At 62.1% G+C, this 16909-nt stretch carries 22 protein-coding genes; 9 read left to right on the forward strand and 13 right to left on the reverse strand.

What is annotated here, in order from left to right; all coding sequences use genetic code 11:
• Positions 1-2: 2 nt before the first annotated feature.
• From AC0L2H_RS19025 to AC0L2H_RS19035, 3 genes are all read right to left on the reverse strand, one after another.
• On the reverse strand, positions 3-389 hold the full coding sequence (locus AC0L2H_RS19025; protein ID WP_473591655.1) for a hypothetical protein: 387 nt from the start codon (positions 387-389) through the stop codon (positions 3-5).
• A gap of 74 nt (positions 390-463) precedes the next feature.
• Complete coding sequence (locus AC0L2H_RS19030; protein ID WP_473591657.1) at positions 464-994, reverse strand: DUF2155 domain-containing protein; 531 nt, start codon at positions 992-994, stop codon at positions 464-466.
• Between the two features lie 125 nt (positions 995-1119).
• Positions 1120-1518: an NADH:ubiquinone oxidoreductase subunit NDUFA12 gene (locus AC0L2H_RS19035; RefSeq protein ID WP_097577237.1), complete on the reverse strand. Its 399-nt coding sequence runs from the start codon at positions 1516-1518 to the stop codon at positions 1120-1122.
• Positions 1519-1718: 200 nt separating this feature from the next.
• Between AC0L2H_RS19035 and panB the strand changes: the two genes are divergently transcribed.
• Both panB and panC read left to right on the forward strand, forming a co-directional pair.
• Positions 1719-2582, forward strand: coding sequence for a 3-methyl-2-oxobutanoate hydroxymethyltransferase (panB, locus tag AC0L2H_RS19040; RefSeq protein ID WP_473591658.1), 864 nt, complete (start codon positions 1719-1721; stop codon positions 2580-2582).
• Positions 2579-3430, forward strand: a complete 852-nt coding sequence (gene panC / locus AC0L2H_RS19045) for a pantoate--beta-alanine ligase (RefSeq protein WP_473591659.1) — start codon at positions 2579-2581, stop codon at positions 3428-3430. The genes panB and panC overlap by 4 nt, the downstream gene beginning before the upstream one ends.
• Before the next feature lie 37 nt (positions 3431-3467).
• On the opposite strand, the gene AC0L2H_RS19050 is transcribed toward panC, so the two are convergent.
• The gene (locus AC0L2H_RS19050) at positions 3468-3617 is read right to left on the reverse strand and encodes a hypothetical protein (protein WP_473591660.1); all 150 of its coding nucleotides are present in this window, start codon (positions 3615-3617) and stop codon (positions 3468-3470) included.
• Positions 3618-3872: 255 nt separating this feature from the next.
• On the opposite strand from AC0L2H_RS19050, the gene AC0L2H_RS19055 reads away from it, so the two are divergent.
• Positions 3873-5273 carry an ArnT family glycosyltransferase gene (locus AC0L2H_RS19055; protein ID WP_473591662.1) on the forward strand — a complete coding sequence of 467 codons (1401 nt, stop codon included), beginning with the start codon at positions 3873-3875 and terminating at the stop codon, positions 5271-5273.
• A gap of 30 nt (positions 5274-5303) precedes the next feature.
• Here the strand turns inward: AC0L2H_RS19055 and AC0L2H_RS19060 are convergent, their stop codons facing one another.
• Together AC0L2H_RS19060 and gatB are read right to left on the reverse strand one after the other, a co-directional pair.
• Positions 5304-5792, reverse strand: a complete 489-nt coding sequence (locus AC0L2H_RS19060; RefSeq protein ID WP_473591663.1) for a GNAT family N-acetyltransferase — start codon at positions 5790-5792, stop codon at positions 5304-5306.
• A 4-nt stretch (positions 5793-5796) separates the two neighbouring features.
• A complete protein-coding gene (gatB, locus tag AC0L2H_RS19065) occupies positions 5797-7296 on the reverse strand; it encodes an Asp-tRNA(Asn)/Glu-tRNA(Gln) amidotransferase subunit GatB (RefSeq protein ID WP_473591664.1) in 1500 nt (499 codons plus the stop codon).
• A gap of 281 nt (positions 7297-7577) precedes the next feature.
• Here gatB and AC0L2H_RS19070 point away from each other — a divergent pair, with 281 nt between their 5' ends.
• Positions 7578-7835, forward strand: coding sequence for a YjhX family toxin (locus AC0L2H_RS19070; protein ID WP_473591665.1), 258 nt, complete (start codon positions 7578-7580; stop codon positions 7833-7835).
• 48 nt (positions 7836-7883) lie between these two features.
• Here the strand turns inward: AC0L2H_RS19070 and AC0L2H_RS19075 are convergent, their stop codons facing one another.
• Positions 7884-8315: a CBS domain-containing protein gene (locus AC0L2H_RS19075; protein ID WP_097577376.1), complete on the reverse strand. Its 432-nt coding sequence runs from the start codon at positions 8313-8315 to the stop codon at positions 7884-7886.
• Positions 8316-8411: 96 nt separating this feature from the next.
• Positions 8412-9158 (reverse strand): rhomboid family intramembrane serine protease, encoded by a 747-nt coding sequence (locus tag AC0L2H_RS19080; RefSeq protein WP_473591666.1) that lies wholly within the window; start codon positions 9156-9158, stop codon positions 8412-8414.
• 429 nt (positions 9159-9587) lie between these two features.
• Here AC0L2H_RS19080 and AC0L2H_RS19085 point away from each other — a divergent pair, with 429 nt between their 5' ends.
• The 3 genes from AC0L2H_RS19085 to AC0L2H_RS19095 all read left to right on the forward strand — a co-directional run bounded on the left by AC0L2H_RS19085 (position 9588) and on the right by AC0L2H_RS19095 (position 11871).
• On the forward strand, positions 9588-10226 hold the full coding sequence (locus AC0L2H_RS19085) for a PAS domain-containing protein (protein ID WP_473591667.1): 639 nt from the start codon (positions 9588-9590) through the stop codon (positions 10224-10226).
• A 114-nt stretch (positions 10227-10340) separates the two neighbouring features.
• The gene (locus AC0L2H_RS19090; RefSeq protein WP_473591668.1) at positions 10341-10958 is read left to right on the forward strand and encodes a PilZ domain-containing protein; all 618 of its coding nucleotides are present in this window, start codon (positions 10341-10343) and stop codon (positions 10956-10958) included.
• 304 nt (positions 10959-11262) lie between these two features.
• A complete protein-coding gene (locus AC0L2H_RS19095; protein ID WP_473591669.1) occupies positions 11263-11871 on the forward strand; it encodes a transglutaminase-like cysteine peptidase in 609 nt (202 codons plus the stop codon).
• 206 nt (positions 11872-12077) lie between these two features.
• On the opposite strand, the gene AC0L2H_RS19100 is transcribed toward AC0L2H_RS19095, so the two are convergent.
• Positions 12078-12605: a gamma carbonic anhydrase family protein gene (locus AC0L2H_RS19100; protein WP_473591670.1), complete on the reverse strand. Its 528-nt coding sequence runs from the start codon at positions 12603-12605 to the stop codon at positions 12078-12080.
• Positions 12606-12711: 106 nt separating this feature from the next.
• Positions 12712-13113 carry a DUF6949 family protein gene (locus AC0L2H_RS19105; protein WP_473591671.1) on the reverse strand — a complete coding sequence of 134 codons (402 nt, stop codon included), beginning with the start codon at positions 13111-13113 and terminating at the stop codon, positions 12712-12714.
• Between the two features lie 87 nt (positions 13114-13200).
• Here AC0L2H_RS19105 and AC0L2H_RS19110 point away from each other — a divergent pair, with 87 nt between their 5' ends.
• Positions 13201-13932 (forward strand): hypothetical protein, encoded by a 732-nt coding sequence (locus tag AC0L2H_RS19110; protein WP_473591672.1) that lies wholly within the window; start codon positions 13201-13203, stop codon positions 13930-13932.
• Between the two features lie 50 nt (positions 13933-13982).
• On the opposite strand, the gene AC0L2H_RS19115 is transcribed toward AC0L2H_RS19110, so the two are convergent.
• Positions 13983-14186: a DUF3126 family protein gene (locus tag AC0L2H_RS19115; protein ID WP_013531334.1), complete on the reverse strand. Its 204-nt coding sequence runs from the start codon at positions 14184-14186 to the stop codon at positions 13983-13985.
• A 239-nt stretch (positions 14187-14425) separates the two neighbouring features.
• Positions 14426-15274, reverse strand: coding sequence for a serine O-acetyltransferase (gene cysE / locus AC0L2H_RS19120; protein WP_473591673.1), 849 nt, complete (start codon positions 15272-15274; stop codon positions 14426-14428).
• 195 nt (positions 15275-15469) lie between these two features.
• On the opposite strand from cysE, the gene AC0L2H_RS19125 reads away from it, so the two are divergent.
• Complete coding sequence (locus AC0L2H_RS19125; RefSeq protein WP_473591674.1) at positions 15470-16078, forward strand: HD domain-containing protein; 609 nt, start codon at positions 15470-15472, stop codon at positions 16076-16078.
• 55 nt (positions 16079-16133) lie between these two features.
• Here AC0L2H_RS19125 and AC0L2H_RS19130 read toward each other — a convergent pair whose 3' ends face one another.
• Complete coding sequence (locus tag AC0L2H_RS19130; protein ID WP_473591675.1) at positions 16134-16901, reverse strand: alpha/beta fold hydrolase; 768 nt, start codon at positions 16899-16901, stop codon at positions 16134-16136.
• Positions 16902-16909: the final 8 nt, after the last annotated feature.

Raw genomic sequence — 16909 nt, forward strand, 5'->3', positions numbered from 1 at the left:
AGTCAATCCTTCGCAGCCGCCTCCATTGGCATTTGCGAATGAAACATCATCTTCCAGCCATTGACGCGATGAACATAGCCGGTGCTGACCAGCGCCGCATACGGTTCGCCGTTCTCCCGCGTCGCACGCGCCTCGTAGGTCAACAAGATAATATCGCTGCCCGGCTCGATTATTCCCTTGAGCTCGATGTCGAGGTCGCGCCAACGATTTGGATTGGTTACGGTCTTGGCGAGATCGGCATTGTCCATCGCCTGCGCCATCTGCGGAAATGCCACCAAGCATTCGGTGTCGGCATTGGCCGCATAGTAGGCCGCGTCGCCCGTCCAGAACCCCTTTTCGAGTTCCAGGAGCTCTTTCTTGCTCGCCGTGATCCGCTTGCTGTCTGACATCGAAGATCCTCCATGCGCATCGATGCGCGGCCGTCCGTGGCCTAACGCATGGCGCATATGGCGGTTCCGGAGGATCAGTTGGTCTTGCTGGTATCCGGTTCGGCGGTATCGGGGTTGGCCGTGGCCTTTTTCTCGGTATCGGCCTTGGCCGAGTCGGGCGCCGGCACGTCCGACTTCTGCTTGCAGCCCTTGAGCCAGACGTCGTAGACGGCGTGCTCGACGGCATTGAGGCCGGGGCTTTCGGCAAACATCCAGCCGGTGAAGATGCGGCGGATCTTGCGATCGAGCGTGATCTCATCGACCTCGACGAAGGAATCGGTCTTCGGCTGGTCGTCCTGCGGCCGCGAATAGCAGACGCGCGGCGTCACCTGCAAAGCGCCGAACTGCACCGTCTCGTCGATATAGACATCGAAGGTGATGATGCGGCCGGTAATCTTGTCGATGCCGGCGAACTCGGCGACGGGATTGGTGATGCGATCCGATGTCGCGGGCGGGGCTGGCGCCTCCGGCGCCGCCGGGGTCTGCGCGGCGGCCACGCCAAAGGCACCAAAAGCGACAGTGGTCGCAGTCAGTGCGCCCATCGAGATTCGGCCGAAAATGCTCATACGGGGATACCGGTTGTTTGCGCCCGGGTGATTCTGTCGATCGCCAAGGCTATTCGCTGCTGCGGGATCAGCAAGCAGCTAAACGCCAATTGTGGCGATAAAGGATCGATCCGCGTTGACGAAGGTTATGACCCCGGCGTCCAGGCGTCGTAGTCGCCCGTCACCTGCGGGCGGTGCTGATTGGTCAGCACGGAACCCTTGGGGCGGTAGGCGGCGGCACTGCCGGTGAGGTTCGGCTGATGCGATTTCTGCCAATCGCGTGGCTTGTAGCTTTCGCTCGGCGGCGCGACGTCGACGCGATGATGGATCCAGCCATGCCAGCCCGGCGGGATTTCCGAGGCTTCCGAATAGTTGCGATAGATGACCCAGCGGCGCGTGCGGCCTTCCGAATCGACCCCGCCCTCGTAGTAGACGTTGCCAGTCTCATCCTGCCCGACTTCCTTGCCGTGCCGCCAGGTGTGGAAGCGCGTTCCCAGCGTCTGGCCGTTCCACCAGGTGAAAAACTGCAGAAGGAAAGTTTTCATCCAAATCCTCGCGGCGGGCGCCCGTTGCCTGCTTATGGCGTCAGGCCATCGCGAAGGCAAGACTTTTGCCTGAGGTGCCGTACAAATGGTCGTCAGTGGCCAATGCAAATCTTCGTTCCGACGCATGCTTGCCAAGCTTGTCTCGTCTTCCTAAAGCTCTGCGCGCCCGGTGTGGGCAATGGTCACTGGTCTTGAGGGAGATGACGCTTTTGGCCCCAGACGCATCCGACGCGGATCAGCGGATCAGCGCCAACTCCATTCGCCAGCGCAAGGGCGGCGTACCGATCGTCTGCCTCACCGCCTACACCTATCCGGTCGCGCGCCTGCTCGACGAGTATGTCGACCTGCTTCTGGTCGGTGACAGCGTCGCCATGGTCCTGCATGGCCACGAGACCACGCTCGGCGCTTCGCTGGAGATGATGATCGCCCACGGGCAAGCAGTGATGCGGGGTTCCGCCAGGGCCTGCGTTGTGGTCGACATGCCGGCCGGCAGCTATGAGGACTCGCCGCGCCAGGCCGTTGCCTCGGCGCTGCGGATCGTCAAGGAGACCGGCTGCCAGGCCGTCAAGCTGGAGGGCGGCGTCGCTGTTGCCCGGCAGATCGCGGCGATCGTTGCGGCCGGCATTCCGGTCATGGGGCATATCGGCTTGCTGCCGCAATCGGTGGAAAGCGACGGCGGCTACAAGATCAAGGGCCGCAGCGAGGAGAATGTGGCAGCACTTTTTCGCGATGCGGACGCGGTCGAAAAGGCCGGTGCGTTCTCGGTGGTCATCGAAGGCACTGTCGAGACCGTCGCGGCCGACCTCACCCGGCACATCTCCATCCCCACCATCGGCATCGGCGCCAGCGGCGACTGCGACGGGCAGATCCTGGTCATCGACGACATGGTGGGCCTGACCGTCGACCGCGTGCCGAAATTCGTCAAGCAATACGCAGATCTGCGCAGCGTCATCTCCGGTGCCGCCGCCAGCTATGCGACGGAGGTGCGAAACCGGACGTTTCCCGGCCCGGACCATGTCTTTCGCGCCGCTACCAACAAGAGCAACGCAGGCGACAAAGCATGAGCCGTTCCCTCGTCGTCGACAGCGTCGCCGCGCTTCGCGCGCAAATCCGCGACTGGCGCCGCGACGGCCTCAGCGTTGCGATGGTGCCGACCATGGGGGCGCTGCATGACGGCCACATCTCGCTGGTCGAGATCGCGCTCGAAAAAGCCGATCGCTGCGTGGTTTCGATCTTCGTCAATCCGGCGCAGTTCGCGCCGAGCGAAGATCTCGACAAATACCCGCGCCAGCTCGCCCGCGACCTCGAGCGGCTACGACAAGCCGGTGCGCAGCTCGCCTTCACGCCCGATGTGAAGCAGATGTATCCAGCCGGTTTCGCCACGAAAATCTCGGTCGGCGGGCCTGCCGCCGGGCTGGAGTCGGATTTCCGGCCGACCTTCTTCGACGGCGTCGCGACTGTCGTGGCGAAGCTCTTCCTGCAGGCGTCGCCCGACTTCGCGGTCTTTGGCGAGAAGGACTACCAGCAGCTTTGCGTGGTCCGGCAGCTCTGCCGCGACCTCGACCTGCCGGTGGAAATCATCGGCGCGCCGACCGTGCGCGATGCGCATGGCCTCGCCATGTCGTCGCGCAATGCCTATCTCGGCGACGCCGAGCTCGAGGTGGCGCGCCAGCTCAACGCCATATTGCGCCGGGCGGCGGTGGCGCTTGCGGCCGGCACGAATGAAGACAGCGCAACCGCCGAGGCCCGTCGCGCGCTGGTCAAGGCCGGCTTCGACAAGGTCGACTATGTCGCGGCGCGTGAGAGCCTGACGCTTGCCCCGTGGCGGCTCGGCCGCGACGGCCGCCTGCTCGCCGCGGCCTGGCTTGGCAAGACCAGACTGATCGACAATGTGGAAGTTCCCTCCGTCTGATCCGGCGAGCTTCAACCAGCCTTTGTTCCAGCTTGCATCACGGCAGGCATAGACTGCCTTGCATAGTGCCGTTTTGTCGCAGCGCGTCGCCGGGCACGTTGCCGCCGGTCTGACGCAAGGAAATCGCCGCCGCCGGCGGCGTCTCGGACGGCACCATCAAGTCGCAACTTGCGACGATCTTCGACAAGAGCGGCACCGGCGATCAGCGCGGGCTCGAACTCCTGACGCGCGAGCTGTCGCCACCGCTGCGCTCGAACTGATCTTGCGCCGGGGACCGGATCCAGGCGGCTTGTTTTGCAGCCTTTGCGGACCTCATTGCCAAAATCTGCAACACTGAGCCGGCTTCGTTACAATTCGGCCAAAATCATGGTGCGGTCGTGCGCGCTCCAGAAGCGCATAGAGCTCGGCTGGAAAGAATGATTTCTGGCGCGGATCCTCAATCTTGATACCGGCATATGTCGAGCGGCTGCTTCCCTATCTGTTCCTGCTTGCATTGATCTGCATCGCGGTCGCCTTTCGGCCGCTGCTGCCTGTCGATGAAACGCGATATCTCAGCGTCACCTGGGAAATGTACCAAAGCGGACAGATCTTCGTTCCGACGATGAATTTCGCGCCCTATCTGCAGAAACCGCCGCTGCTGTTCTGGCTCATCGACCTGGCCTGGACCGTTTTCGGCGCCAGCCGGGTCGCCGCGATGCTCGTCATCTTCGCCGCGTCGTCGCTCGTCATCTGGCTGACGACATTGCTTGCAAGGACGTTGTTTCCCGGTCGCGACGACATCGCAAGCCGCATCCCCTGGCTGGTCGCCGGAAGTACGGTCTTCGTCATTTATTCGACGTTGATCCTGTTCGACATGCTGCTGACGGCCTGCGTGATCGCTGCACTGTTGTCGCTGCTGGCGTTTGCCAGGAGCGGCAACAATTGGCAGGCGGTTTTGGCGGGACTGTTCATCGGGCTGGGTATCTTGGCGAAAGGCCCTGTCGTGCTCATCCATGTCGGCGTGCCCGTTCTCTTCTATCCATTCTGGCGCGATCGCCAGGCAGGGCTGACGATCCCGAAATTCCTGGCGGGGGCAGGCCTGGCCATTCTCGTCGCATTGATACCAGTAGCGGTCTGGCTGGTGCCGGCGACCATCCTGACGAAAGGCAACTTCGTCTACGATCTCGTCTGGAACCAGTCGGCCGGGCGTATCACCGGCAAGTTGCATGATTCCCATAGCCGGCCGTTCTATTTCTACATCCTGCTGATGCCACTGCTGTTCATCCCGTGGATTTTCGTACCGCATGTCTGGCGCTTGCGACTGCCGACCCGAATACGCGGCCTGATAAAGACACGGTCAAGGGACCTGCCGGCGCTGCGGCTGTTATCGATGTCGTTCGTCGCCATCGTGCTGATCTTCAGCGCCATATCCGGCAAGCAGCCGCATTACCTCGTTCCGGTCCTGCCGCTGGCAACGATCATGTTCGGATATTTCATGGCGGAAGTGCCGCTCGCCAGGATCAAGGGAGCAGCCTTTTCCATGCTCGCCATATTCGGCGTCGGGCATGCAATCGCATCCGCCACCGCCTTCAAACGTTACGATCTTATGCCGCTGGCGAATTTCATCAGCCAGCGGAAGGATGCGGACTGGGCAGTCGACTTCGACTACCAGGCCCAAGTCGGCTTCCTCGCCCGGCTCGAGAAGCCGCTGGAACGGATCGACAATGCCCAGGAATGGCTTCGCTCCCATCCGGGCGGTTATGTCATCGAGCAATCCCGCAAGGATCCCGGCACAACGGAGCAGACCGCATTCCGCCTTCGCGTGGACCGTGACTATCTTGTCGTCCTCAAGGGACAACATTGACGGCGTGGCACGCACCGCTGCTGCCGGCTGTTACCCGATCACCTTCTCGAAAATGAGCGCTGGCAGCCCGGAGCCGCCGCCGCAATCGGCAGTGCTTCCGGCGGGCAGAAACCCTTCCGCGCGGTAGAAGGCGACGGCAGGAGCATTCGCCTCTTCCACCTCGACACGCAGCGTGCGCGCCTCCGGAAAGCTGGCCTCGACCTCTTCCAGCAACGACTGGCCGATCCCTCGCCTCTGGCAGTCCGGATGCACGTAGAGCTGGTTCAACAGGATGATCTTCGGATCCGTGGTGGCTGCCGCGAAGGCCATGCCGCCGAGGCGCTTGCCATCGTCGGCCACCAGGAATTCGGAGTTCGGCCGCGCAAGCCGCGCCTTGAGCGAGGCGATCGAATGCCACTCGTCTGATATCTCGGTGACCTTGGCGGCACCGTAGATGGCGTCATAGGTGGCGTGCCATGTCTCGACCAGCAGTGCCCGGATGGCAATTAGATCGCGTTCGCTGGCAGTGCGGACGAACATTTTCCTATTCGATGCCGAGCTTGGCCTTGACCAGGTCGTTGACCGCCTGCGGATTGGCCTTGCCGCCCGTCGCCTTCATCACCTGGCCGACGAACCAGCCGGCCATGGTCGGCTTGGCGCGCGCCTGCTCGACCTTGTCCGGGTTGGCAGATATCACCTCGTCCACCGCCTTCTCGATGGCGCCGGTATCGGTGACCTGCTTCATGCCGCGGCTCTCGACGAGCTGGCGCGGGTCGCCGCCCTCGTTCCAGACGATCTCGAACAGATCCTTGGCGATCTTGCCGGAGATGGTGCCTTCCTTGATCAGGTCGATGACAGCGCCGAGCTGATCGGGTGAAACCGGTGCGTTTTCAATGTCTTTTCCGGCCTTGTTCAGAGCACCCAGAAAATCGTTGATGACCCAGTTGGCGGCGAGCTTGCCATCGCGGCCGGTGGCCACCTTCTCGAAATAGTCGGCGATCGCCTTTTCCGAGACCAGGATCGAGGCGTCATAGGTCGAAAGCCCCAGCGATGAGATCAGCCGTGCCTTCTTGTCGTCCGGGAGCTCCGGCAGGTCCTTCGCCAGCGCGTCGACATAGGCCTGGTCGAACTCCAGCGGCAAAAGATCCGGATCGGGGAAATAGCGATAGTCATGCGCCTCTTCCTTGCTGCGCATGGAGCGCGTCTCGCCCTTGACGGCGTCGAACAGCCGCGTTTCCTGGTCGATCTTGCCGCCGTCCTCGAGAATGGCGATCTGGCGGCGCGCCTCGTAGTCGATGGCCTGGCCGATGAAGCGGATCGAGTTGACGTTCTTGATCTCGCAGCGCGTGCCGAACTCGCGGCCGGGCCTGCGCACCGAGACGTTGACGTCGGCGCGCAGCGAGCCTTCGTCCATGTTGCCGTCGCAAGTGCCGAGATAGCGCACGATGGTGCGCAGCTTGGTGACATAGGCCTTGGCCTCGTCGGCGGAGCGCATGTCGGGCTTCGAGACGATCTCCATCAGCGCCACGCCCGAGCGGTTGAGATCGACATAGGACATCGTCGCATGCTGGTCGTGCATCGACTTGCCGGCGTCCTGCTCCAGGTGCAGGCGCTCGATGCCGACCTCGATGTCCTCGAACTCGCCCTGCCGGTCGGGGCCGACCGAAACGGTCACCTTGCCCTCGCCCACGATCGGCTGCTTGAACTGCGAGATCTGATAGCCCTGCGGCAGATCGGGATAGAAATAGTTCTTCCGGTCGAAGACCGACTTGTGGTTGATCTCAGCCTTGAGCCCCAGCCCGGTGCGGATCGCCTGCTTGACGCATTCCTCGTTGATCACCGGCAGCATGCCGGGCATCGCCGCGTCGACCAGGCTGACATTGGCGTTGGGCGCGGCGCCGAACGTCGTCGAGGCGCCGGAAAACAGTTTTGCCTCCGAGGTCACCTGCGCGTGCACCTCGAGGCCGATGATGATTTCCCAGTCGCCGGTGGCGCCTGATATCAGGCGCTTGGCGTCGGGCGTGCGGGTGTCGATGAGGGTCATGAGGGCCTGCAATTGGAAGTGCGGAATATGCGCAAACGCATATTTTGATGTGTGTTCTCGCTAGTGCAAACCGCCAAAAGAGACAAGTGCAAAGCCGCTGACTGGTCTTTTCCGCCGTTTTCGCCTACATGCCGCTCATCCCAATGGAGAGTGGATGTCCACTTACGCTCAGTCCCGGTAAGGCCCTGACCTCCCAGCGAGGCAGGGCAGAAAAAACCTGAACCCCGTGCCGCGAACTTTCGCGGCGGCGGCTTTTTTTCGTTTTCCCGGGAATTCTCCAGATGGATATTTCGCGTATTGAACAGCGCATCCTGCACCTGCTCGCGCAGGGCGGGCGCATAGAAATCGAAAAGAACGAGAAGAAGCGGATCGCCTCCGTCAAATGCCTGACCCGCGATGGCTGGCACTATCCTGGCGTCGATCTCGATCTGTTTCGCAAACTGAAGCGGAAGAGAGCGGTCTCCTCGGCGGGCGGCGGACCTTACCGCATCACCCGGCGCGGGCTCGAACTCGTCCGCGCCGAACTCGACAACAGGTAAAGGCAAATCCGCCGGCCGGCCTCCGGTCGGCGGTTTTTTCCGCCGGGCTCAGGCCGTGGCGATATAGGCTCTGATCTCTTCGGCCTCGCGCTCGACATCCTCGATGCGCCGCTTCACCACGTCGCCGATGGAGACGATGCCATCGAGCAGACCGTCCTTTTCCACCGGCAGATGGCGGAAACGGCCCCTGGTCATGATCTCCATGACCTCGTTGACGGTGTGGTTCTCATTGCAGATCTTCACCTTGGGCGTCATCGCCGAACGCACCGCGATATCGAGTGCGGCGGCCCCTTCCTTGGCAAGCACCCGCACGACGTCGCGCTCGGACAGAATGCCGACGATCTTGTGGTCGCCATTGGTAATGACCAGCGCGCCGATCCTGTGGTCGGTCAGGATGCGAATGGCCTCGCTCAGCTTGTCGTTCGGCCCGCACGTCAACACGTCATGGCCTTTTTTCTCGAGAATTGCCTTAACTGTCATGGCGTCCTCCTCAGCTTGCCGGCTCCTGCCCTGGCCGGCTTTCACATAAGAGCGAACATGGTGCGCCGCGATCGCTTGCATTTCAAGTCCGCGATCTCAGACCATGAACTCGTCCGCCTGCTGGCGCCGATCAAAAAACCGCAGCCCGAAGAAGCCGGCGACAAAACCGCCAATATGCGCCTCCCAGGCAATCTGGCCCTCGACGCCGGGTGCGCCGATAATGCCGGTGACGAGGTTGATCACCATCCACACCGCAAGAAAGGTCACAACGCCGCGCGAGCGGAACACCTCGGCCATCGGCAATGGCGCGCCGGCGAAAGCGGCCTTGCCGTGCGAGCGGTCGATGCGGAAGCCAAAGCGTGCGGCGGCTCCCATCATGCCCGATATCGCGCCCGACGCACCGACCAGCGGCGCCTGGCCGAGTGGATACACGGCCCAGAACAGCACCACCGCCGCCAATCCCGTCGCGGCGAAGAACAGGCTGAAGCGAAACGCGCCGAACCGGTTTGCCAATGGCGAGCCGAAAGCCGCCAGCCACACCATGTTGATGGCAAGATGGGCAAAGCCGCCATGCAGGAAGGCATAGGTGAACGGACTTGAAAATGCATAGAAATCGAGGTCGAAGCGGCCGGAATAGCGGATCGGAATGAAGGCAGCCCGGATCAGCAGGGAAAGGTCCTGCTCTTCGGTCAGCCCATAGACCCGGATCAGGTGGACGGCGACGCAAATGCCGATCACCGCCAGCACGACAGGCGGCAGATTGAACACCGGCTCACGGCGCCGCTCCTCCGGCTCGCGCGGTTCGCCCTGTTCGATGTCCGACGGGCTTACTGGTTCACTCATTTGCACGCAGTCCCAGATTCGACATTGCGAGCATCTAGGCCACGGCCGGCAGAATCACAAACGGCGAATCGTCCCTGCGGGTCAAAGTGGGGTGCGAATCAAGTCGGGCGAATCAAAATCGGACGCGAATCAAAAAGAAGCCGTCCAAGGTTTCCCTTGAACGGCTGGTCGAGTCCCCCGACCCCCAAACTCTTGACTGAAGTTGCTGCCGATCGTCGCAAAACGACCGCTTCTGGAGTGGTTTTGGTGTGCCACAGGGCCCCGTCGGACGCAACGTAAACCACTTGTTAACCTTAACGGCCCCGACCCGTGAACAAGTGTTAACGACGCTGGCACGCATCCTGCTCCGCAACGCATGTAGGTCATCGGAGGGCGCCCTTCTGTTCACCGATGGGACATCAGACGACAGAATGCGCGGAGCTGCATAGCATGAACCAGAACGGATCGATCACGCTGTTCCATTATTGGAACCGGCTGCGTGACGGACGCCCTGCCCCGAAGCGCTCGGAAGTCGAGCCCGCCGACATCAAGTCGCTGCTGGCCGACACATTCATCCTGGAAAAGGATACGCGCGGCGAAGCGGTATTCCGGCTCGCCGGCACCAGGCTTTGCGCGGTCTATGGCCGTGAACTGAAAGGGTTTTCCTTTCCCTCGCTGTGGCGCGACAAGGACCAGCGGCTCGTTGCAAGGCTGATCGATGGCGTCTTCGATCAGAAATCGGTGGTGCTCGTCACCTATGAAGGCTTCAGCCGAAACGGCCGCTCCAACAAATTCGAGCTGCTCGCCCTGCCGCTCGACGGCGGTATCGAAAATCCGCGCTGCCTCGGCGTCATAAGTGCCGCGGAAAAACCGTTCTGGCTGGGCGCCGATCCGATCGCCGACGCCTTGATCGATTCGGTCCGGGTCGTCGATCCGGAGAAGGAACCGATGTTCCTGAACAACAGGCCGGCTATCGACGTCCCCTCGCTCGTTCCCCTGGAGTTCGATCCGCCAGAGACGATTTCGGCGCTCGGCCAAGCGCGCCGCATCCGTCATCTCGTCGTGTTCGACGGCGGACGCGAGGAATAACACCAAATCCTGAAGCAACGGGGGCAGGCTTTCCCCTTTATTAACCTGCTTTGCTGTAGTTTTCCGTGAAATTCCCGCATCACGCGCGGAATGCCAAACGGGGTGCAGGCAGTCATGAGGTCAGCGGCGGTCGAATCCGCGCCGTCCCAAGCTGAAAGGCGTAACTTTCAGCGCGTCCGCGTGAAGATCTACGGACGCTTCATGCTGGAGGATCGCACCGAGTATCCTTGCCAGGTCGTCGACATGTCGCCTGGCAATGTGTCGTTCCGCTGCGAGCGCATTGGCATGCCCGGTGAGAAAGTCATCGCCTATATCGACCATATCGGCCGCATCGAGGGCGTCGTCACCCGCACCATTCAGGACGGCTTCGCGATGACGGTCATCGCGTCCGAGCGCAAGAAGGACAAGCTGGCGGCGCAATTGACCTGGCTCGCCAACAAGCACGAACTCGACCTGCCGGAAGACCGTCGTCACGAACGCGTCGCCCCGCGCAATCCGACAAGCGTGCTGCAGCTTACCGACGGGCGCCAGTACCAGTGCCGCATTATCGACCTGTCGCTTTCAGGTGCGGCGATCGAGATCGACGTCAAGCCGGCGATCGGCGTCCAGGTGACGCTGGGCACGATGCGCGGCCAGGTGGTGCGGCATTTCGAGGACGGTGTCGCCATCGAGTTCGCGGTCATCCAGCGGCCGGAAACACTCGATTCCGAGTTCAACGCTCCCGGCGTATGACGGACGGCAACATATGCGCAAACCGAACTGGCCCATTTCGGCCGGTTTTTTTATTGGCCCGCGCCGGCCGACGCGCCCGCTTTGCACTCAGTCGTTCCCTAATTTTAGGAGACTTTCCTGATCGGGCCGGATTTGGGTAGACGGCAGCGAGCGCGGGCCAGCCAGGAATGCCTCAACAATCCTATACTCAAATACCTCAAATTTTATGTTTATTCTACTGGCGTTTTACTTAATATCTACTCCGCTCTTTTGCGCCGAATAAATCCACTTGTGTCATTGTCTCCTCAAACGGGGAGACTGAAGAATGAAGAGGACGAGGGGCAAGCTGTTGCTCTTGGCAATGGCGATGCAGCTTTCCGCCTGGGGGACAGCAGAGGCAGCGGGACCTGCCTTCATGCATACCGGCGGCCGCACCACACAGCCGGTTGGCCATTACGAATTCTGCCAGAAGCTGCCGCGGGAATGCAGCGAGAGGACGCCGAAGCAGGCGCCGGTCGAATTGACCCGCAAGCTGTGGGCGAGGATCGTGAGCATCAACAATTCGGTCAACACCAGGATCGAGCCGCGCACCGACATGGAACTGTGGGGCAAGGAAGAAGTCTGGTCCTATCCCGACAGCGGGTTTGGCGACTGCGAGGATTATGCGCTGGAGAAGCGCCGCGAACTAATGGCTATCGGCGTTCCGGCCGGCGACCTGTTGATGACAGTGGCGCGCCAGTCGAATGGCGACGGCCACGCGGTGCTGACCGTGCGCACCAGCCTCGGCGAATTCGTCCTCGACAATCTGAAGTCCAAGGTGCTGCCCTGGACCGCCACCGACTACACCTACCTCAAGCGCCAATCGACCCAGAATTCGGGCGTTTGGGTAACGATCAACAACGGCCGCTCCGACGCGGTCGCCAGCGTCCGCTAAAAGGACGCCAATGCATATCGCCCAAACGTGCGCGGCGGTTTGGGACAACGAGATGCATAAAACAGAGGTTAAGCGCGTCGCGCGACGCGCTTAAGGAGAAAACCCGGTCGAGTCCCCACCCTCCCCGTCCCCAACGACCGGGTTTTAGGAGCCGGCCCCGTCCCCGGGCCGGCTCCGCCGTTTTTAAGATCGGCAGCGGCTCTGGCCTACGCCTTCTTCAACCCCGCCTTGAAGCGCTTGGCGTTGGCGACGTAGTGCGCGGCCGAGGCGCGCAGCCTGGCCACTGCCGCCTCATCCAGTTCCCGCACCACGCGCGCGGGCGAGCCGACGATCAGCGAATTGTCGGGGAATTCCTTGCCTTCGGTGACCAATGCCCCGGCGCCGATCAGCGAATTCCTGCCGATCTTGGCGCCGTTGAGCACAATGGCGCCCATGCCGATCAGGCTGTTGTCGCCGATCGTGCAGCCATGCAGCAGCGCGCGGTGGCCGATGGTGCAGCCTTGCCCGATGGTCAGGGGAAAGCCTGGATCGGTGTGCATGACCGTGTGTTCCTGCACATTGGTGTCGGCGCCGATGACGATCGGCTCGTTGTCGCCGCGAATGACGACGCCGAACCAGAAGCCCGCGTTGCGGCCGACCCTGATATCGCCGATCAGCGTGGCGTCGGGCGCGATCCAGTTGCTGTCGGCATCCTCGAAACCGGGCGTCTTTCCGTCGATCGCATAGAGCGGCACTTTTTGCCTCCGAATCGTCTCACACTACGTCTTATGCATGTCGTTACCGCAAAACCGCTGCACACCCTCGGGTCAAGCCCAAGGGCATGCTTTTGCGCGACATGCACTAAAAGCTTGCAGAGACTAGAAGCGCACCCGCCCGGGATGCAATGTCGATCAGCGCGATGCCCAAAGCCAACGCCCAGATCGTCGCGGTGCAGCCGCAAGAGATGAGCGCCAGTGTCGAAATATGGCCTTCCCGCCAGGAATCCAGGGCGTCGTTGATGAACATCAGCGGACCGGCGCATGCCGTCGCCAGCAGCGTGCGCAGCATGTGCTTCGGCGACACATAGGGTTCGGCAAAAGCGAGCCGGCGGCCCGACATCAACTCCATTGCCGCTCCGACCAGGCCGCACGCCGTCAGCCCAAACATAAAAGCGAAGAGTGTGTGTTCGACCGGACCCATCTTTACCATCCGTTTACCATGAAATCGCACAGTCGCATTCGACACGAGCGCTGCAAGGGCCATGCCGCGCCTGATGTGCCGCCCTGGGACACCCGAGGGCCACACCCAGGGGGAACATTTTGTGACGGATGGTCGACGTCGGGGATCACGATGAAGCAAGTAGCCGCCGCCAAGGGCCCGCAGCTCACCGCTGTCGATTCCACGCTGATGAAGCGGGTGTTCTACGCTTTCGCAACGCTGGCATTGCTTTCGGTGGCGATCAGCCTTGGCGGCAAATGGTTTGGTCGCTCGATCGCCATGGCCGGCTATACGGACGACACCATGATCCATAAGATCGTTATCGGCAACAATGTCATCGCCGTGCCGGCCAATTTCATCCGCTTCGAGCAGGCCCGCCGCGACGGCATCGCCTCGCGCCTCGACCTCTATCTGCGCTATCCCGAGATGGACGGCTACAGCACGGCCGCGCGCGACGATTTCAACCACATCGGTCCCCGCGGGAACATCGTCTTCCTGTCGTTCGAGCAGCAGATGATGTCGCGCGACATGAGCGGCCGTTTCGCGCCGATCTACAGCGCCTTGATCGCGCAGCCCGGCACGCCTGGCCCGGGCGGCACCACGCTCTACGGTTTCACCGAGAAATCAGGTTACCTCAACGAGGTGCTGGCGGTCGCCGGGCGCCCCGGCAAAGATCCGTTCGTGGCGCGCTGCCTGAGCGGACCGAGCGCGGCGGAATCGCTGGCGCCTTGCGAACGCGACATCCAGGTCGGCGACAATCTCAGCCTCAGCTACCGCTTTCCCCGGGAATTTCTCGGCGACTGGCAGGCGCTTGACGCGGCGATCGCCGCCGAGGCCGCACGTATCCTGAAAACCGGGCGTTAGCGCGGCCCGTTCGGGCAGGTCGGCCGAAGGTCCGGCCGCCAATTCCGCCCTCAGGCCAGGTCGATGTCGAGGATCGCCATCGAGAAATTGTAATCGCCGTCGTCCTCGTCCTTGAAGACGATGCCGAGGAATTCGTCGCCGACATAGACCTCGGCCGAATCATCCTTGCGCGGCCGCGCCTTCACCTCGAGCTTGGGATTCTGGAAGACACGCTTGAAATAGGCGTCCAGCTTTCTGATTTCGTCCGGCTTCAACAGTTCTCTCCGATCGTCGGGCTTGCGAAAGCGCGTGGCGTCCGAGGGGATGCATACGACACGCTTCAGATCTTGTTTTGTATGCGTGTCGTTGTCCCAAAACCGCTGCGCACTTTTGGGCGACGCGCATTAGAGACGCGCTTCTGACACGTCGACAATGGCGATGTAAAGGCAAGCCGGCGAGAGAAACAACGTCCCCCGGGCCTACAACCGGATTCAGCTGTGGTCCGCGCCTTACGTCAGATGTCGAAGCTGACGACATGCTCCATCGACTGCGACGGCAAAAGCTGGTCCATCTGCCGCGAAGGCTGGTCGCAGCCGGTCTCGCCAACGACACGGGCCGGCACGCCGGCAACCGTCTTGTTGTGCGGCACGGGCGACAGCACGACCGAGCCCGCCGCGACCTTCGAGCAATGGCCGATTTCGATGTTGCCGAGGATCTTGGCGCCGGCGCCGATCAGCACGCCGCGGCGGATCTTGGGATGACGGTCGCCGCCGGCCTTGCCGGTTCCGCCCAACGTCACGCCGTGCAGTATCGACACGTCGTCCTCGATGACCGCGGTTTCGCCGACGACAAAGCCGGTGGCGTGGTCGAGGAAGATGCCCTTGCCGATGCGCGCAGCCGGGTTGATGTCGGTCTGGAAGACCGAGGACGACCGGCTCTGCAAATAGAGCGCGAAATCCTTGCGGCCCTGGTTCCACAGCCAATGCGCCAGACGATGGGTCTGGATGGCGTGAAAGCCCTTGAAATATAGGACCGGCATGATGAAGCGGTCGCAGGCCGGGTCGCGGTCGTAATAGGCCTGGATGTCGACGCGCACCGTCGCCGACCAGTCCTTGTCGTCGGCCGCCATCGCCTTGAATGTCTGGCGGATGAGATCGGAACCGATGTCCTGGTGGTCGAGGCGCTCGGCCAGCCTATGGATGACCGCTTCCTCCAGGCTTTCCTGGTTGAGGATGGTCGAATAGAGGAACGCCGCCAGCAACGGATCGCGGTTGACCGCTTCCATCGCTTCATCACGGATCGAGCGCCAGATCGGGTCGATCGGCTTCACCATCGAGGGGCGGGCAATGGTAATGCTGTTCATCAAAGCTCTCCGGCCATCTGAATGTCTCCGGCTTGCCTATTCTCCGGCCGCATAATGCGCATGAGCATATCGTTGTCCCAAAACCGCTGCGCACCTTTGGGCGACATGCTCTATAAGCCAGATCATAGCACGGGTGAACTCAATTTTCCTTAGTGCTTGATCAAATGGATTTGGTTCACGGAAAATCAAGCGGCCATGGAAAACGAACCCTTGATCGACGAACCGTTGAAACGCGAGCTCTCCGCGCTGTATCAGGCAGAGAGCCGTCACTATCACAATCTCTCCCATATCGAGGCGATGCTGGCGCTGGCCGGCGATTATCGGGCTTCACTGAACGACCCTGAAGCGGTCGAAGCGGCGATCTGGTTCCACGACGCCATCTATGACAGCCGGGCCAAGGACAATGAGGCCAGGAGCGCGGCACTTGCCGAGGCAAAACTCGCCGGCCGCACCGATGCGAAGCGCATGGAGCGCATAGCGGCGATGATATCAGCCACCGCCACGCATGAGTTGCCCGGCGTTCAAAGCCCTGGCGGTGGCGATTTTATCCGCGATGCAGCGCTTTTCCTCGATATGGATCTGGCGATCCTGGGTGCGGCGCCAGATGCCTTCGACGCTTATGAGCAAGCGGTCCGCAAGGAGTATGGCTGGGTCGAGGAACCGATGTGGCGCGCCGGCCGCGGCGCGGTCTTGAAGACCTTCCTCGCCCGCCCGCATATCTTCCACACCGAGGAATTCCGGCGGCGGTTCGAACCGCAGGCCCGGCAAAACATGGCGCGATCGCTCAAGGCGCTAGAAGCATGAGCGCAAGTCCTCTTCCTTATCCCCTTGTGTGGGAGAAGGAAGAGGCGGACCTTACTCACACCGGGTTCTCCGCATAAAACTCCAGCACCCGCTGCTTGAAGGTCTTGTCGCCGACCGCCAACATATGGTCGCGACCCTCGATGTGAAATGCCCTGGCGTTCGGCATCAAGGCGGCCAGTTCGTCCGGCGAACCGGCGATGTCATCCCTGGTCCCCACGCCAATCAGGGTCGGCTGGGCAATGCGCGCGACATCGTCCTCGCTCATCGATGCCCGGGAACCGACGATGCAGACGGCGAGCGCCTGCCGGTCGCTTCGGGTCTGGTCGGCGAAGGCGCGAAACGAGCGGCCGCGCGCATGGCTGATCGTGCTCGGGTCCTCGGCCAGCAGCGCGTCGGCGATCGGATCCCAGTCGCCAACGCCATCGACCAGGCCGATGCCAAGGCCGCCGAACACCAGTGTGGCCACCTTGTCCGGGTCCGAAAGCGCCAGGAACGCCGATATCCGCGCGCCCATCGAATAGCCCATGACATGGGCGCGCTCGATGCCGAGATGGTCGAGCAGGGCCGCAGCGTCCGAGGCCATCCGGTCCGGCGTATAGTCGGCCTCTTCGTAGCTCTTCGACGATGAGCCATGGCCGCGATTGTCCAGGGCGATGGAGCGGTAGCCCGCATCGTTCAGCGTCTTGAACCAGCCAGGCGACACCCAGTTGACGTAGTGGCTGGAGGCAAAGCCGTGGATCATCAGCACCGGATCGCCCTCGCCCGACGCCGGCTGGCGATCGAGGAAGGCAAGGTCGAAGCCATCGTGAGAGAAGAACTGCATCGGCTAAA

The sequence above is a fragment of the Mesorhizobium sp. WSM4871 genome, assembly GCF_055811295.1.

Coding starts and splice junctions, on each gene's coding strand:
- cysE (WP_473591673.1), bottom strand. CDS start 15,274: ATGAACAGCATTACCATTGCCCGCCCCTCGATGGTGAAGCCGATCGAC.
- AC0L2H_RS19025 (WP_473591655.1), bottom strand. CDS start 389: ATGTCAGACAGCAAGCGGATCACGGCGAGCAAGAAAGAGCTCCTGGAA.
- AC0L2H_RS19085 (WP_473591667.1), top strand. CDS start 9,588: ATGAACCAGAACGGATCGATCACGCTGTTCCATTATTGGAACCGGCTG.
- AC0L2H_RS19110 (WP_473591672.1), top strand. CDS start 13,201: ATGAAGCAAGTAGCCGCCGCCAAGGGCCCGCAGCTCACCGCTGTCGAT.
- AC0L2H_RS19060 (WP_473591663.1), bottom strand. CDS start 5,792: ATGTTCGTCCGCACTGCCAGCGAACGCGATCTAATTGCCATCCGGGCA.
- panC (WP_473591659.1), top strand. CDS start 2,579: ATGAGCCGTTCCCTCGTCGTCGACAGCGTCGCCGCGCTTCGCGCGCAA.
- gatB (WP_473591664.1), bottom strand. CDS start 7,296: ATGACCCTCATCGACACCCGCACGCCCGACGCCAAGCGCCTGATATCA.
- AC0L2H_RS19035 (WP_097577237.1), bottom strand. CDS start 1,518: ATGAAAACTTTCCTTCTGCAGTTTTTCACCTGGTGGAACGGCCAGACG.
- AC0L2H_RS19125 (WP_473591674.1), top strand. CDS start 15,470: ATGGAAAACGAACCCTTGATCGACGAACCGTTGAAACGCGAGCTCTCC.
- panB (WP_473591658.1), top strand. CDS start 1,719: ATGACGCTTTTGGCCCCAGACGCATCCGACGCGGATCAGCGGATCAGC.
- AC0L2H_RS19070 (WP_473591665.1), top strand. CDS start 7,578: ATGGATATTTCGCGTATTGAACAGCGCATCCTGCACCTGCTCGCGCAG.
- AC0L2H_RS19030 (WP_473591657.1), bottom strand. CDS start 994: ATGAGCATTTTCGGCCGAATCTCGATGGGCGCACTGACTGCGACCACT.
- AC0L2H_RS19075 (WP_097577376.1), bottom strand. CDS start 8,315: ATGACAGTTAAGGCAATTCTCGAGAAAAAAGGCCATGACGTGTTGACG.
- AC0L2H_RS19090 (WP_473591668.1), top strand. CDS start 10,341: ATGAGGTCAGCGGCGGTCGAATCCGCGCCGTCCCAAGCTGAAAGGCGT.
- AC0L2H_RS19130 (WP_473591675.1), bottom strand. CDS start 16,901: ATGCAGTTCTTCTCTCACGATGGCTTCGACCTTGCCTTCCTCGATCGC.
- AC0L2H_RS19095 (WP_473591669.1), top strand. CDS start 11,263: ATGAAGAGGACGAGGGGCAAGCTGTTGCTCTTGGCAATGGCGATGCAG.
- AC0L2H_RS19105 (WP_473591671.1), bottom strand. CDS start 13,113: ATGGCCCTTGCAGCGCTCGTGTCGAATGCGACTGTGCGATTTCATGGT.
- AC0L2H_RS19080 (WP_473591666.1), bottom strand. CDS start 9,158: ATGAGTGAACCAGTAAGCCCGTCGGACATCGAACAGGGCGAACCGCGC.